At 38.0% G+C, this 15,381-nt stretch carries 12 protein-coding genes; 6 read left to right on the top strand and 6 right to left on the bottom strand.

Going from position 1 to position 15,381, the window contains the following annotated elements; translation table 11 throughout:
* Positions 1–55 precede the first annotated feature (55 nt).
* A complete protein-coding gene (gene pgm / locus C0T34_RS06125; protein ID WP_098943872.1) occupies positions 56–1,696 on the bottom strand; it encodes a phosphoglucomutase (alpha-D-glucose-1,6-bisphosphate-dependent) in 1,641 nt (546 codons plus the stop codon).
* A gap of 74 nt (positions 1,697–1,770) precedes the next feature.
* Positions 1,771–2,322 carry a replication initiation negative regulator SeqA gene (seqA, locus tag C0T34_RS06120; protein ID WP_109849858.1) on the bottom strand — a complete coding sequence of 184 codons (552 nt, stop codon included), beginning with the start codon at positions 2,320–2,322 and terminating at the stop codon, positions 1,771–1,773.
* A gap of 460 nt (positions 2,323–2,782) precedes the next feature.
* Here seqA and ybfF point away from each other — a divergent pair, with 460 nt between their 5' ends.
* The 4 genes from ybfF to fur all read left to right on the top strand — a co-directional run bounded on the left by ybfF (position 2,783) and on the right by fur (position 5,524).
* Entirely contained in the window at positions 2,783–3,565 is a 783-nt protein-coding gene (gene ybfF, locus C0T34_RS06115; protein ID WP_098943874.1) for an esterase, read from the top strand.
* A gap of 212 nt (positions 3,566–3,777) precedes the next feature.
* Positions 3,778–4,086 carry a LexA regulated protein gene (gene ybfE, locus C0T34_RS06110; protein ID WP_036912278.1) on the top strand — a complete coding sequence of 103 codons (309 nt, stop codon included), beginning with the start codon at positions 3,778–3,780 and terminating at the stop codon, positions 4,084–4,086.
* Between the two features lie 273 nt (positions 4,087–4,359).
* Positions 4,360–4,887, top strand: coding sequence for a flavodoxin FldA (gene fldA / locus C0T34_RS06105; protein WP_004244384.1), 528 nt, complete (start codon positions 4,360–4,362; stop codon positions 4,885–4,887).
* A gap of 190 nt (positions 4,888–5,077) precedes the next feature.
* Positions 5,078–5,524 carry a ferric iron uptake transcriptional regulator gene (gene fur, locus C0T34_RS06100; protein ID WP_023581171.1) on the top strand — a complete coding sequence of 149 codons (447 nt, stop codon included), beginning with the start codon at positions 5,078–5,080 and terminating at the stop codon, positions 5,522–5,524.
* 79 nt (positions 5,525–5,603) lie between these two features.
* Here the strand turns inward: fur and C0T34_RS06095 are convergent, their stop codons facing one another.
* The 4 genes from C0T34_RS06095 to nagE all read right to left on the bottom strand — a co-directional run bounded on the left by C0T34_RS06095 (position 5,604) and on the right by nagE (position 12,932).
* Positions 5,604–6,443, bottom strand: coding sequence for a DUF817 domain-containing protein (locus C0T34_RS06095; protein ID WP_098943875.1), 840 nt, complete (start codon positions 6,441–6,443; stop codon positions 5,604–5,606).
* 549 nt (positions 6,444–6,992) lie between these two features.
* Positions 6,993–8,387, bottom strand: coding sequence for an OprD family outer membrane porin (locus C0T34_RS06090; protein WP_098943876.1), 1,395 nt, complete (start codon positions 8,385–8,387; stop codon positions 6,993–6,995).
* A 637-nt stretch (positions 8,388–9,024) separates the two neighbouring features.
* Positions 9,025–10,692, bottom strand: coding sequence for a glutamine--tRNA ligase (gene glnS / locus C0T34_RS06085; protein WP_098943877.1), 1,668 nt, complete (start codon positions 10,690–10,692; stop codon positions 9,025–9,027).
* 197 nt (positions 10,693–10,889) lie between these two features.
* Positions 10,890–12,932, bottom strand: coding sequence for an N-acetylglucosamine-specific PTS transporter subunit IIBC (gene nagE, locus C0T34_RS06080; protein WP_098943878.1), 2,043 nt, complete (start codon positions 12,930–12,932; stop codon positions 10,890–10,892).
* Between the two features lie 354 nt (positions 12,933–13,286).
* On the opposite strand from nagE, the gene nagB reads away from it, so the two are divergent.
* The gene (gene nagB / locus C0T34_RS06075) at positions 13,287–14,093 is read left to right on the top strand and encodes a glucosamine-6-phosphate deaminase (protein WP_075671607.1); all 807 of its coding nucleotides are present in this window, start codon (positions 13,287–13,289) and stop codon (positions 14,091–14,093) included.
* Between the two features lie 124 nt (positions 14,094–14,217).
* Positions 14,218–15,378 carry an N-acetylglucosamine-6-phosphate deacetylase gene (gene nagA, locus C0T34_RS06070; protein ID WP_098943879.1) on the top strand — a complete coding sequence of 387 codons (1,161 nt, stop codon included), beginning with the start codon at positions 14,218–14,220 and terminating at the stop codon, positions 15,376–15,378.
* Positions 15,379–15,381: the final 3 nt, after the last annotated feature.

Below are 15,381 nucleotides of genomic sequence, written 5' to 3'. Positions count from 1 at the left end.
ATACACTCTACCTTTGGATAGAGTGTATTCTATATAAATAGTTTATTGCACTAACTTATTTGTTAGCAAAAACATTATTTACTATTTCAATCGCTTCTTTTTCAATTAATTCACGATGCTCAGGGCCTCGGAAGCTTTCGCAGTAAATCTTATATGCTTCTTCAGTGCCAGAAGGACGAGCCGCAAACCAACCGTAATCAGTCATCACTTTTAAGCCACCAATAGATGCGCCATTACCTGATGCATGTGTTAAACGTGCAGTAATCGGATCGCCTGCTAATGTGCTTGCAGTCACCATTTCAGGTGATAAGCGTGACAAAAGCGCTTTTTGTTCATGAGTTGCTGATGCTTGAATACGATTATAGCTTGGTGAACCAAAGCGTTGTGCTAATTCGTTGTAATGCTCTTGCGGATCTTTGCCTGTTACCGCTTTCATTTCAGCAGCTAACAGACATAAAATGATGCCGTCTTTATCGGTTGACCATGGTTTGCCATTAAAGCGTAAGAAAGATGCCCCTGCACTTTCCTCACCACCAAAGCCAAACTCACCACTAAATAAACCTTGAACAAACCATTTGAAGCCAACTGGTACTTCTACAAGTTCACGACCTAAATCTGCCACAACACGGTCAATCATTGCACTTGAAACCAGTGTTTTACCCACTTTTACATCTTTAGCCCATTGTGGACGATGACGGAAAAGATAGTTAATTGCAGCCGCTAAGTAGTGGTTAGGATTCATTAAACCAGAAGGAGTCACAATACCATGACGATCGTAATCAGGATCGTTAGCAAAAGCTAAATCGAATTTATCACGCAGTTGTAATAGACCTTCCATTGCCCAAGGTGATGAACAGTCCATACGAATAACGCCATCATGATCCAATGTCATAAAACGGAAGGTCTGATCAACTTGATCGTTAACTAATTCAAGATCAAGGCCATAATACTCACCGATGCATTTCCAGTATTCGATACCAGAGCCACCTAATGGATCAACACCCAATTTTAAGCCAGCTTTCTTAATTGCTTCCATATCGACAACGTCACCTAACGCTTTGACATAAGGCATAATTAAGTCTTGAGCTTGAATATAACCACTTGCTAATGCTTCATCATAAGAAAGACGTTTGATGCCTGCTAAATTGTTTTCAAGCAGTTCATTGGCACGTTTCTCAATAACTGAAGTTAAATCTGTATCAGCAGGACCACCATTTGATGGATTATATTTAATACCACCATCTTCAGGCGGATTGTGAGATGGAGTGATCACGACACCATCAGCAATATCTTGATGTGCTTCGTTGTATGTCAAAATAGAAAAAGAGACCGCCGGTGTTGGTGTATAGCCATTATTTTCTTGAATAATCACTTTAACTTTATTGGCAGCTAGTACTTCTAAAACAGAAATAAATGCAGGCTCTGACAGTCCATGAGTATCTTTACCCACGTAACATGGCCCTGTTACTCCATTTTTAGCACGTACTTCAGCAATAGCTTGTGCAATTGCCAAAATATGTGCTTCATTGAAGCTATGGCGATTTGCACTTCCGCGATGACCAGATGTACCAAATTTCACACGATGAGCGTTATTGCTAGCTTGTGGTTTAAGTGAATAATATTGAGACGTTAATTGCGCCACATTAATCAGATCACTTTGACGAGTATGCTGCCCTGCTCTTGGATGAATTGCCACAAATCTTCTCCTATTTGACATCACAATCACGCTTTAAACAAAAGCCTTTGTAATGCATCAATTAACAATAGTGGTTAGATAGTTCCACACACCTTATCAATCTCATTTGCAGGAAATTGCATATCCTGCATGATGCTTTGTACCATCGTTCTCTTACGCTCTGTATTCGAGTTAGTGATAACCCAAAACGGCGTGCCTGAAATATGGCGCGGTTTTGTATGACGTCCACTATCGAGTAGTGTTTGTTCATCACCAGCAAAATAGATACGTGTTCGTCCATGTACTGTTTCAGCAGATTGAGTAAAAGTAGCGCTATCTAGGCTATATAACGTAGAAAGGATCTGTAAAAAGCGATCAACTGATTTTGTTTTTTCTGCATAACTGTCAGATAACAGCAATTCTCGCATTTCACGGATCGGATTTTTTGCTGGTGTAATCGATTTAGGTTCAGCTTCCTGTTTAATAACAGATGCTTGTACTGACTCTGTGACAACGACTGGTTGTGCGGGCTGTTTGGCATCGAGCTTCAGTAGACGCCTTAAAATATCTGAAGCGCTTTCACCGATATGTCTAGTTTCGCTAGCAATATAGCGGTAAAGTTCGTCATCAATTTCTATCTTTTTCATTGCTACCCAGTACTGTTTTCAAAAAAAAGTAATTAGGATTATAAGATATAATCTTTAAAAACAAAATAGGTAAATTTCAATAACTTAAAGAGGATCTATTCAAGATCCTACCGTTTTAAAGGCTAAGCTCGGTATTTATCCTATTGTTTATCTCGGTATCATCTTCTATTCTTTGAACTTATTCGCACAAAGTCAGCTTTAAATTCCGCTATATCACACCACTCCAGCCTCCAAATAATATAAAATTCTAATTATTTATTTTTGAGCAATGTCAAGATTTCAACTTTTTAAATAAATTTAGAATATATATCTAGATAATAATGATTTTATGGTTTTTTATAAATTTATCTTATCAATTATTTCTGAACTTTATCACTCTTTCATATTATTACGATAAGTTGGCTTAGCCACCTTGTGCATGTCATCATAGAAGAAAATCGCAATTATTTTGGTCATTAATATGAAACTCAATACATTATTAAATTATCAATTACACCAACCTGAAACGACACCTGCATCCAATTTACCTATCGTCTTGATCCACGGACTTTTTGGTGATTTGAATAATTTAGGCGTTTTAGGTCGCGCACTTCGCCAAGATAATACCGTGATACAAATTGATGTGCGTAATCATGGGCATTCTCCTCATAGTGAAAGTATGAATTATCAAGATATGGCGCAAGATGTGCTCACATTACTTGATAGTTTAAATATCTCAAAAGCCATTATTATTGGTCATTCAATGGGAGGCAAAATTGCGATGGCGATGACAGCATTAGCCCCTGAGCGAATCGCCAATATTGTTGTGATTGATATGTCACCTGTTGCTTATAACGTTCGTCGCCATGATAAAATTTTTGCTGCACTTGAAGCCGTAACAAAAGCTCAAGTTACACGCCGTCAAGATGCGGTGGAAATCATGCGTCCTTTTATTGAAGAAGAAGGTGTGATCCAATTTTTACTAAAATCATTCAAAAATGGTGAGTGGCTATTTAATTTACCTGCAATAAAAAATGCCTATTCAGACATTATTGGCTGGCAAGAGGTGCCTGCTTGGCATCATCCTGTATTATTTATTCGAGGCGGTTTATCACCTTATATCTTAGATGAATATCGTGAAAATATAGCTCGCCAATTTCCTCTCGCGACCGCTTTTGTTGTTGCAAACACTGGACATTGGGTTCATTCAGAAAAACCAGATACCGTTATTAAGGCAATTCGCCGCTTTTTAGAGAAATCTTAGTTAATAAACTTAACAACTTAAAATATTGCCACTGAAAAAATGATAATTTAGTAGAATGTATAATTATTATACTTAAAAACAGTATCTGTTGATAAAAAGACCAAATCACAATAGGTTAAAGTCAGGAAGCAGTGGCGAGACATCACTATGTGGGGTATTATTGGGCGTTTCGCAATTTAGTCATTGGTATACGCCCTTTCACAGCAAAATTTATGGCAAAAGAACAAACTGATCGCACCACACTGGATTTGTTCGCAGATGAACGCAGACCTGGGCGACCCAAAACAAACCCGCTTTCTCGGGATGAACAGCTTAGAATTAATAAACGTAATCAATTAAGACGTGACAGAGTTAATGGCTTACGTCGAGTTGAGTTAAAATTAAATGAAGATGCTGTAAATGCTCTCAATGAGTTGGCGACAGAAAGAAACGTCAGTCGTAGTGAGCTTATTGAAGAAATATTACTTGAGCAATTGGCGCAAAATCACGCCTTAAAAATGCATCAAAACAAGAATAGCTAGCAGATAAACCACACAAATTCGACAGAATTAGCCTGCTATTTTCGTCAAAATACATTTTTAGTTTTCTACTATGAAAACACAATGCTTATCTTTCACTAGTAATTGTTCAAACACAGACAAATATACTCTAAATATTTTGAAGTGTAGCTAGGTGACAAGTAAATGAGTCACTAGAAACATGCAAGTAGTATGTAACTTGTGAAAATATACGTAGTCAATAACGCTACAATTTGAAATATAACGAATTTAGAATAAAAGAGGTTATCTCACTTTATGGCAATCATAGGAATATTCTTCGGCAGTGATACTGGCAACACTGAAAATATTGCCAAAATGCTTCAAGAAAGACTGGGCGCTGATAATGCCGAAGTTCATGATATTGCAAAATCCAGTCAAGAAGACATCGAAGCGTTCGATATTCTGTTACTGGGTATTCCTACTTGGTATTATGGTGAAGCACAATGTGATTGGGATGATTTTTTCCCAACACTAGAAGATATTGATTTCAATGGTAAGCTTGTTGCGCTCTTTGGTTGTGGTGACCAAGAGGATTACGCAGAATATTTCTGTGATGCAATGGGGACTATCCGCGATATTATTGAGCCTCGTGGTGCTGTTATCGTAGGTCATTGGCCAACAGAAGGTTATCATTTCGAAGCCTCTAAAGGGCTTGCAGATGATAATCATTTTATCGGTCTTGCCATTGATGAAGACCGCCAACCAGAATTAACCGAAGAGCGTGTTGACGCTTGGGTTGCTCAAATCAAAGAAGAAATGAGCCTAGACGAAATTCTGGGATAAAATAAATACTCAATATTGAGAATGATAATTATTCAATGGTGTGCTAAGATAGTGTGATAGGTAGGGGTGTTTATTTTTAAATATCATGCCTATAATCAATGAGGTTATTTATTCACCCGAGCATTAATGAATAAAACCTATTTGTGAGCACAAAAATTAAATTCACCATTAGCAACAGGATTAAATCCGCATGACCGACAATAATAAAGCGTTAAAAAATGCTGGGTTAAAAGTTACACTTCCTCGCTTAAAGATCTTGGAAGTGCTCCAGGATCCTGAGTGCCATCATGTCAGTGCTGAAGATCTCTACAAAAAACTCATCGATATCGGTGAAGAGATTGGTCTGGCAACAGTGTATCGCGTCTTAAACCAATTTGATGATGCTGGTATTGTTACCCGACATAATTTTGAAGGTGGTAAATCAGTATTTGAATTAACTCAACAACACCATCATGACCATTTAATTTGTCTTGATTGTGGTAAAGTTATCGAGTTTACAGACGATGCAATTGAATTACGCCAAAGAAACATCGCTGAACGTCATGGTATCAAGCTTTCCAATCATAGCCTTTATTTATATGGCCACTGCGCTGAAGGCAATTGTAAAGAAGATAGCCACGCACATGATGAGAAATAATTCATTCTGGATAATCTCTCAGTAAAAAAAAGGAACTGTAAACAGTTCCTTTTTTATTGCCTAAAATCCGAGGATAACTCTACTTAGCCACACTGATACTGTGTTTAATATGTTTTAAATGAACCACAATAGTAAATGTAACAATAACCAATAGTGACCAAGAGCCCCATTTGCCTGCATGTACAGCAGACCAAGCACCAATTTGGTTAGGATATTGCCAAACACCAAAAAATGTACCGAAATTCTCAGCAAGCCAAATAAAGAAACCTATCAGAACAAAAGCAAGTAATAAGGGCATTTTTCGCTCTGTATCATAAGGCGTAAAATAAACCACACTACGGGCATAAAGACCTAAAATAAAGGCAGTTAAATACCAGCGATAATCACCAATAAAGTGATGAGAAAAGAAATTAATATAAATCGCAAGTGCAACTAATGTTGCCAGCCAATAAGGCGGATAATTATCTATTCGGACTTTTAAAAAACGCCATGCTTGAATTAAATAACTTCCTACCGCGGAATACATAAATCCTGTAAATAAAGGAACTTCCCATAATTTCGTGTAAGCAAAATCAGGGTATTTCCATGAACCAATTGCCGCTGATGTTTTAAATAATTCCATCACAAAACCAACAATATGGAAAAAGCAGATCGCTTTTAATTCATCCCATGTTTCTAACTTTCCCCGCACCATCCATAATTGAAAAGCGATAGCGAGAATAAGAAGCACATCATAACGGGGTATCCCAAAGACACCTTTACTTGGCGTTGCAAATAAAATAAAAAAGAAAAACCCGGCAAATAAACAAGAACGCGCCTCTTTTACACCAAAAAAAAGAAATTCAACAATAAATCGTTTTATACCTTTAAAGGGCTTCAATGGTGGTTCTAATAAAAAATCGTCCAATCGCTTTAACATGCTTCTTCCTGAAAACTTGCATTATCAAACAGCATTCAATGCAGAATAATAAATAAGGTGAGATCAAATGAATGGCAAGAAATTTGCCATAGAATAAAAAAACCTACAAGGATGAAAAGGACTAAAAAGAAAGGAATGAAAAATAAAGGTATTTACCCCCCACTACGATACCCACTCTGACTGCCTTTACTTAGGGTAAATACCTTACGCAAATTCTGCGAAATAACTGAAGCACTGGAGATAAACATAACCCACTCACATTTATCTCAGGCGACATGACATGACGACTTTACTTCATTACTTTTACTACATACTGCGATTTTAAAACGACTCTTACTACTTTTTACTTCAACTCTTTTACTTCTACTTTTCTACTTCTTACTACTGCTGACAACTTCACTTTATTAACAAGGCTTATTTATAAAGCTCTTTTTAATTACTGCATCCCTACCTTCCTACTACTTATTTTTACTTATCGTAATCGTATTTAGCTTTTTTAGTTTTATTCAGGATAAAGTGCAATTAATACACTTTATCCTTATGCCAATATTAGAAAATAGTGAATGGCATTATCACATTAAACTTAACATCTTTTTCATCTTGGAAAATATTACCAAAACCACCTTCATAACTAGGAATATCAGAGTGGTTATCATAACGGGTATAGTGAAGTTTAAAGAGAGTGCCTTTAGCGCGACCTTCTTGAACTGTATACATAATATCCGCATTCCATGCACTTTCTCTGATACGCTGACCTTGGTCATAAATGGCTTTACCACTTGGCTTAGCATCCCATGCGTAAACATAAGAAGTACCTACCGCCCAGCCTGACAGATCCCAGTTTTTCAGATCATACATCACGCCAGCATAGAGTGCTTTTTCACCATTGGCGTTAAAGTCAGAACGGCCATCCCACCAGACATCAAGACGACCATTAGAGGTTGCCCAGCCCGGGGTCATGCGTTGTAAGAAATAACCTTGATTACCTTCAGCTTTAACCCATGTTCCTTCTACTTTGAAGTCAAATACATTGTAGGTATAACCAAAAGTCAGTGCTTGTAACCATGCCAGCCCATCATAAACGTCATTAACACCTCCACCGGTAACTTTATCTTTAGCACCGTAGAATTGGTAAGACGTTCTTAATGCATTGTCAGCAATTGGGAAATCATAAGAAACTTTACCAAAATACTGATCGATATAACCATCGGCCTGACCAAATGCAGCTTCTAATACTAGGCTGTTTTTAAAATCATATTTGGCGCCGAAAGAGTGAAGATAGCTGATATTCGTTTCTAGATCAGCTTTACGGAAATTGTACATATTCCGATACCATGGTGCTTTGTATTCATCGGTCCACATATAGGAGAAAGACAATTCACCACTTTTATCGAAATCAAAGACAGCACCCGCTTCAGCTCCACGGTAAGTTCCCGGTAAGAAGCTCCAGTGTGGACGCAATAAGCTTTGGCCTTTAGGTTGAATATATCCACCTTGAGCCCAGAAGTTGCCTAATTTGAATTTCGCAGCCGCTTTATAAACGCTCATGCCGCTGCGATCGCCAGTCCATTTTTCATCCCAGCGACTTTTTGCATCACTAAAACCGATTTCGTTAGGTGCCGCTGGGCCACTGTTATTCAATTCAGCCGCACCAAAGGCAGCTAAATCAATACCAATAAAATTACCGAGGTAACCTGATGAGAAATCTAGATTAGCGTTGAAAGTAGAATGGTGTAAGTTAGCTTTGTATTTGCCGTAATCAGGGCTATTTGGTGTTAACTCTTTTCTATCACGGTCACGTTGCCAATAAAAAAGACCGCCTGTTAAGGTTGAGTCATCAATAAACCCTTCAGCATGAGACATTTTTGCAGGTAGTGCAGTTACAAGCAATGCGCCCATAACGGCAAGTGCCACCCTGCCTGGTTTAGCATGTTGCATAACCATAGCATTGTTTCCTCTTTGACTTTGACTAAAAAAGAAATAAGCACAATGCCTATTTCCAAATATAAAACCCCAAGTGGGGAAAAAACCTAAATTAGGTTAGAAACAGCATATTTTTCGCGACGCGAATTATCAACCCAAAAAAAAGAATTTTTATCAAAATATGACAAAGGGCACATAACTAAATGATCGTTTCATTTTCTTTCTTTTATAAGGATTGATTAAAAATGAATATAATCGATTGATTTAATTATATTTTATAAAGCAATCTTTAAATGATATAAGATTTCTTTTTATAGAAAGGAATAATAAGTAGTATTTATAAATAATCTTTTTTAACGATGTAAAATATGAGGTGTGAATCACACTTTTCTTATTACAGCTTTATTTAACGTGATGATCTGAAGAAACAAAAGAATAAAGCGATAGTGAATAAACTATTTCAAACGAAACAAATAGAAATTTATCACCTAAAAAAAGAAAAAATGAGAGATTAATTAAATTATGAATAGTAAATATTTAATATCAATAGATGAAAAATGAAGCGAAATAAGCTGTAAAACAGATAAAAAAATGCTCGATAAATAATTACCGAGCATTTTATTCATTAAGATACTAATGTGACTTAAAGTACGTCAAATTAACCTTGTTGAGAAATCTTCGCCCAAGTGTCACGTAAGCCCACAGTACGGTTAAACACAAGTTTATCCGCTGTTGAAAGCTTATCAGCACAGAAGTAGCCTTCACGCTCAAATTGATACGCTTTCTCGATAGCTGCATCTTTTAAGCTACGTTCAACAAAACCTTCACGAATAACTAATGATTCAGGGTTAATTGTTGATAAGAAATCATCTTCTGCTGCTGGGTTTGGTACGCTAAACAGGCGGTCATAAAGACGGATTTCAGCAGGAATAGCATGTGGAATGCTTACCCAGTGAATAACGCCTTTTACTTTACGTCCATCAGCAGGATCTTTATTTAGAGTCTCTGCATCATAGGTACAATAAATGGTCGTAATTTCGCCTTGTTCGTCTTTTTCAACACGTTCCGCTTTAATAACATAAGCATTACGTAAACGTACTTCTTTACCTAGCACCAGGCGTTTATATTGACGGTTTGCTTCTTCTTTGAAGTCAGCGCGATCAATATAGATCTCACGGCTAAATGGTACTTCACGCGTTCCCATTTCTGGTTTATTCGGGTGATTTGGCGCAATAAGAATTTCTTCGCCTTCTGGCATATTTTCAATCACTAAACGAACAGGATCGATAACTGCCATTGCGCGTGGTGCATTTTCGTTTAAGTCATCACGAATGCAAGATTCCAGAGCTGCCATTTCAACGTTATTTTCTTGTTTCGTCACACCAATACGTAGACAAAATTCACGGATAGATTCTGCGGTATAACCACGGCGACGTAAGCCTGAAATTGTTGGCATACGAGGATCATCCCAACCATTCACAATGTTTTCTGTCACAAGCTGATTCAGCTTACGTTTTGACATCACTGTGTATTCAAGGTTAAGACGTGAGAATTCATATTGGCGAGGATGACAAGGGATAGTGATATTATCCAGCACCCAATCATATAAACGGCGGTTATCTTGGAATTCTAAAGTACATAAAGAATGTGTGATATTTTCCAGTGCATCAGAGATACAGTGGGTAAAATCATACATTGGATAAATGCACCATTTGTTTCCAGTTTGGTGGTGTTCAGCGAATTTAATACGATAAAGCACAGGATCACGCATAACAATAAATGGTGATGCCATATCAATTTTCGCACGCAAACACGCTTTACCTTCTTCAAAGCCACCAGCACGCATTTTTTCAAACAGCGCTAAGTTCTCTTCTACGCTACGTGAGCGATAAGGGCTGTTTTTACCTGGCTCTTTTAATGTACCGCGGTATTCACGAATTTCTTCAGCACTTAACTCATCAACGTAAGCTAAGCCTTTATTAATCAGCTCAATCGCATATTGATAAAGTTGATCAAAATAATCTGAGGAGTAATGAATGCTACCTTCCCATTGGAAACCTAACCACTGAACATCTTTTTGAATTGAGTTGATGTACTCAATATCTTCTTTTACTGGATTGGTATCATCAAAACGTAGATTACATTTTCCCTGATAATCTTTAGCAATACCAAAATTCAGGCAAATTGATTTCGCATGGCCGATGTGAAGATAGCCATTAGGTTCAGGTGGGAAACGCGTTTGAACGCTATTATGTTTCCCAGTAGCCAGATCTTCGTCAATAATTTGACGAATAAAGTTCGTTGGGCGGGCATCTGCCTCATTCATGGTCATTTTTTCCTCAAAGCAAAACGCATAATTAACCCACTATAATCCAATAAGCAGGTTTCATAAATACCTTAGCTAAATACACCCCTGAGATATTTATCAAAATAGAGATAAAAAAACGGGAAGTTCGAAAGACTCCCCGTTTTATCGTCTTATTTAACCATCTCTTTATAGAGGATTAAATATCTAGATAGAATTTATTTTAACACGTTGTAGATAACCGTTTTATTTCCGACCACAACACCGGAAACTTGTTCAGCAATCTTATCAAAATCATCGATATTGCTAACAATGACAGGGCTTATCATCGATTTGGCATTAGCGTTCAGATATTCAAGATCTAATTCTAAGATAGGTTGACCGACTTTAACGTCTGCACCTTCTTCAACTAAACGCTTAAAGCCTTTGCCACCTAATGCAACGGTATCAATTCCCATATGCACGATGATTTCGACACCATTGTCAGTCTCGATACAAAATGCATGGTTTGTATCAAAAATCTTAACAACAGTACCTGTCGCAGGCGCCATCACGATATTAGAGGTTGGTTTGATTGCGACACCATCCCCAACAACACCACTAGAGAACGCTTCATCAGGTACATCTTTCAATGCCACAACTTCACCATCAAAAGGCGCAATCATTTCAAGTAACACTTTTGCATTAACATTAGCTTGTTTTACCGGTGTTTTTTCAGTAGACACGGTTGAAGCTGATGTACCTTCATAAGCGGCAACTGGGCCTTGTGTTAATACATCACGCATAGCGTTAGCGACTAATTCAGCTCGTGTACCCACAATCACTTGAACACTTTGTTTGTTTAAGCGAATAACACCTGATGCACCTAAACGTTTTGCATAGGCATCATTAACAACTGTGGAATCTTTTACATTTAAGCGTAAACGGGTAATACAAGCATCAATACCCGTTAAGTTATCAGAACCACCGATCGCTGCAATATATTGACGAGCTTCTTGTTGAATACCTTCTTTACTATTTGCTGGCGCTGTTTTGATATCTTCATCATAACCATCAGCAGTTTCATCACCAATCACATCATCTTCACGGCCTGGAGTTTTCAGGTTGAATTTGGTGATAGTGAAACGGAAAATACCGTAATAGATAAAGAAGAAAACAATACCTTGAACAATCAGCATATACCAATGAACAGCCAGTGGGTTACGTGAAGATAAGAACATATCCACTAAGCCTGCACTAAAACCGAACCCTGAAATCCACTCCATGCTTGCAGCGATATAAACAGAAATCGCCATTAAGAATGCGTGAATAACATAGAGCACTGGTGCCACGAACATAAAGGAGAATTCGAGCGGTTCAGTAATACCTGTGAAGAAGGCAGCAAATGCACCTGCAATCATGATACCAGCAACTTTTGCTTTGTTCTCTTTACGTGCACAGTGATAGATCGCAAGAGCCGCACCCGGTAAACCAAACATCATTACTGGGAAGAAACCAGCTTGATAACGACCGGTTACACCCACAGTTGCTAAGCCAGAATCGATAGCTTGCTGACCTGCTAAGAAGTTAGGAATATCGTTAATGCCTGCAACGTCAAACCAGAATACAGAGTTCAACGCATGATGTAGACCGACTGGAATTAATAAACGGTTAAAGAATGCGTAGATACCCGCACCTAATGCCCCCATATCTTTAATGCTTTCACCAAAGCTGACTAATCCACCATAAATTACAGGCCAGATATACATCAGAATAAAGGCGACGATGATCATTAAAAATGAGGTTAGGATAGGAACTAAACGACGGCCACTAAAGAATGACAGTGCGCGAGGCAGTTCAACGCTACTAAAGCGGTTATAAAGCTCGGCAGAAAGTACACCAACCAAGATCCCAACAAACTGGTTATTTATTTTACCAAAAGCAACTGGAACCTCTTCTAAAGGCAGGCCTTTGATCATTGACACTGCTGCTGGAGAGCAAAGCGTTGTCACGACTAAAAACCCTACAAATCCTGTTAAAGCGGCAGCACCGTCTTTGTCTTTCGACATACCATAAGCAACACCAATAGCAAACAAGACTGACATATTGTCGATGATGGCAGCACCAGATTTGATAAGTAAGGCAGCAAGCGCGTTATCGCCACCCCAGCCTACTGGGTCAATCCAGTAGCCAATCCCCATCAGAATTGCTGCTGCAGGTAATGTAGCAACAGGCACCATCAGCGCCCGCCCTATCTTCTGCAGATAACTTAAAATATTCACAAACTCCCCCTTGGATAGCCCCTATGCGGGATCTTATTCATACTCATTCATATTTTATAATAAAATTGATGAGCTAATTATTTAATTCCATTTTTAGTCTAAAAAAATTATTTTGTATCGCAAATTAATTAGTCATAATTTGTGATTAAAGTCACTAATATCGTATAATTTTTAGCTGAAATGCTGGCTAAGTCAGAAAGCTTATTTTATGATTAAAAATATCTTTTGGCGGGACATTTCGATCATCAGCTAAAAATGAAAAGAAATTCGTGTTATAGATGAGCCACTGATAATCACACGATGAAATAACACGTTACTGAGTTATCAGATTTGTCTTTTTTCTATGAGGTTACTATGAGGTTAATCCCCCTATCCACGGCAAAACAAGTTGGTAAGTGGTCTGCAAATTACATCGTTGAGAAAATCAACGCGTTTAATCCAACTGCAGAGCGCCCTTTCGTACTTGGTTTACCGACTGGTGGCACGCCATTGGCGACATATAAAGAGTTAATTGAATTACATCGTGCAGGAAAAGTCAGCTTCCAACACGTTGTGACGTTCAATATGGATGAATATGTTGGTATTCCATCAGACCATTCACAAAGTTATCGTACATTTATGTATGAGAACTTCTTTAATCATATTGATATTAAAGATGAAAATATCAATTTATTAAATGGTAATGCTGAAGATCCACAAGCAGAATGCGAACGCTATGAAGCTAAAATCAAGTCTTATGGCAAAATCAATCTGTTTATGGGCGGTGTAGGTAACGACGGTCACATTGCATTTAATGAACCTGCGTCATCACTCTCTTCACGCACTCGAATGAAAACGCTAACTGAAGATACACGCTTAGCAAATTCACGTTTCTTCGACAATAATGTTAATCATGTTCCTAAATATGCACTAACAGTTGGTGTCGGCACATTATTAGACGCTGAAGAATTAATGATTTTGGCAACCGGTTTTAATAAAGCGCAAGCAGTACATGCTGCAACAGAAGGCGCTGTTAACCATTTATGGACGATTTCCTGTGTTCAACTTCACCCTAAAGCAATTTTAGTGTGTGATGATCCTGCAACAATGGAATTACGTGTAAAAACATTACGTTACTTCCAACAGATTGAAGCGCAAGAGTGTCAGAAATACCAAGACTAAGTTTAGTAAAATAAGTACCTACTGATTAAGTAGCGGAAAAGGCTAAGCTCTCTTACTTATCAGCCAGAATTTGCTGGCTGATATCGGCTTTTTAGATTGACTTCCCTTATCAGGAGACAAAGGTATGTTTGCCTTAACAAATGCTGTTATTTATACAGGTTACGACCGTTTAGAAAACCACGCCATTATTATCAACGGCTCCCGTATTGAGCAGGTTTGCCCACTGGATCAACTGCCAAAAGATATCACTGTTCGTGATATGAAAGGTGCAATTGTCTCTCCTGGTTTTATTGATTTACAGGTAAATGGTTGTGGTGGTGTGCAATTTAATGATACGCCTGAAAATGTCACCGTTGAAACATTAGAAATTATGCAAAAAGCGAATGAACGCTTAGGTTGCACTAGCTATTTACCAACGTTAATTACCTGTTCTGATGAATTGATGAAAATAGGCATTGAAGCAACGCGTGCTTATATGAAGAAACATGAAAATAAAGTGTTGGGATTACATTTAGAAGGCCCATATATCAATGTGATTAAAAAAGGGACTCATGATCCACAATTTATTCGTCAACCGAGTGCTCAGATGATTAGCTATTTGTGCGATAACGCTGATGTCATCGCCAAAATCACCCTTGCACCAGAAATGGTTGATGAAAAGTATGTTCGTCAATTAATCAAAGCAGGTATCATTGTTTCTGCGGGTCATTCTAATTCGACTTATGAAGAAGCACGTAAAGGGTTCCGTAATGGTATTTCATTATCGACTCACCTTTACAACGCAATGCCTTATATTACAGGCAGAGGCCCAGGGCTTGTAGGTGCCATTTATGATACACCTGAAGTTTATGCTGGTATCATTGCTGATGGTTTACATGTTTCATGGGCAAATATTCGTAACAGTAAGCGTTTGAAAGGTGAAAAATTACTTTTAGTCACAGACGCAACTGCGCCAGCGGGGCTTGATCCTAGCAAAAATGAGATGGATAGCTTCGTTTTTGCTGGTAAAACCATATATTATCGTAATGGCCTTTGTGTCGATGCAGATGGTACATTAAGCGGATCATCACTAACCATGATTGGTGCAATTAAAAATAGCGTGATCCATGTAGGCATTCCATTAGATGAAACATTGCGGATGGCAACACTGTATCCTGCTCGTGCAATTGGAATGGAAAAAGAATTGGGAACAATTGAAGCTGGAAAAATTGCTAACCTCGCTTCTTTTGATAAGGACTTCAACCTTTGTACAACGTTTGTCAATGGTATCGAAATAACTGAATAACTA

The sequence above is a fragment of the Proteus sp. CA142267 genome, assembly GCF_003336825.1.
Taxonomy (GTDB): domain Bacteria; phylum Pseudomonadota; class Gammaproteobacteria; order Enterobacterales; family Enterobacteriaceae; genus Proteus; species Proteus terrae.
The sequence above is the reverse complement of the archived record's forward strand: the minus strand, read 5'-3'. Positions and strand labels throughout refer to the sequence as shown.

Excerpts from the sequence above, each read along its gene's own strand:
- seqA (WP_109849858.1), bottom strand. The coding sequence starts at position 2,322 with ATGAAAAAGATAGAAATTGATGACGAACTTTACCGCTATATTGCTAGC.
- ybfF (WP_098943874.1), top strand. The coding sequence starts at position 2,783 with ATGAAACTCAATACATTATTAAATTATCAATTACACCAACCTGAAACG.
- ybfE (WP_036912278.1), top strand. The coding sequence starts at position 3,778 with ATGGCAAAAGAACAAACTGATCGCACCACACTGGATTTGTTCGCAGAT.
- fldA (WP_004244384.1), top strand. The coding sequence starts at position 4,360 with ATGGCAATCATAGGAATATTCTTCGGCAGTGATACTGGCAACACTGAA.
- fur (WP_023581171.1), top strand. The coding sequence starts at position 5,078 with ATGACCGACAATAATAAAGCGTTAAAAAATGCTGGGTTAAAAGTTACA.
- C0T34_RS06095 (WP_098943875.1), bottom strand. The coding sequence starts at position 6,443 with ATGTTAAAGCGATTGGACGATTTTTTATTAGAACCACCATTGAAGCCC.
- C0T34_RS06090 (WP_098943876.1), bottom strand. The coding sequence starts at position 8,387 with ATGGTTATGCAACATGCTAAACCAGGCAGGGTGGCACTTGCCGTTATG.
- glnS (WP_098943877.1), bottom strand. The coding sequence starts at position 10,692 with ATGAATGAGGCAGATGCCCGCCCAACGAACTTTATTCGTCAAATTATT.
- nagB (WP_075671607.1), top strand. The coding sequence starts at position 13,287 with ATGAGGTTAATCCCCCTATCCACGGCAAAACAAGTTGGTAAGTGGTCT.
- nagA (WP_098943879.1), top strand. The coding sequence starts at position 14,218 with ATGTTTGCCTTAACAAATGCTGTTATTTATACAGGTTACGACCGTTTA.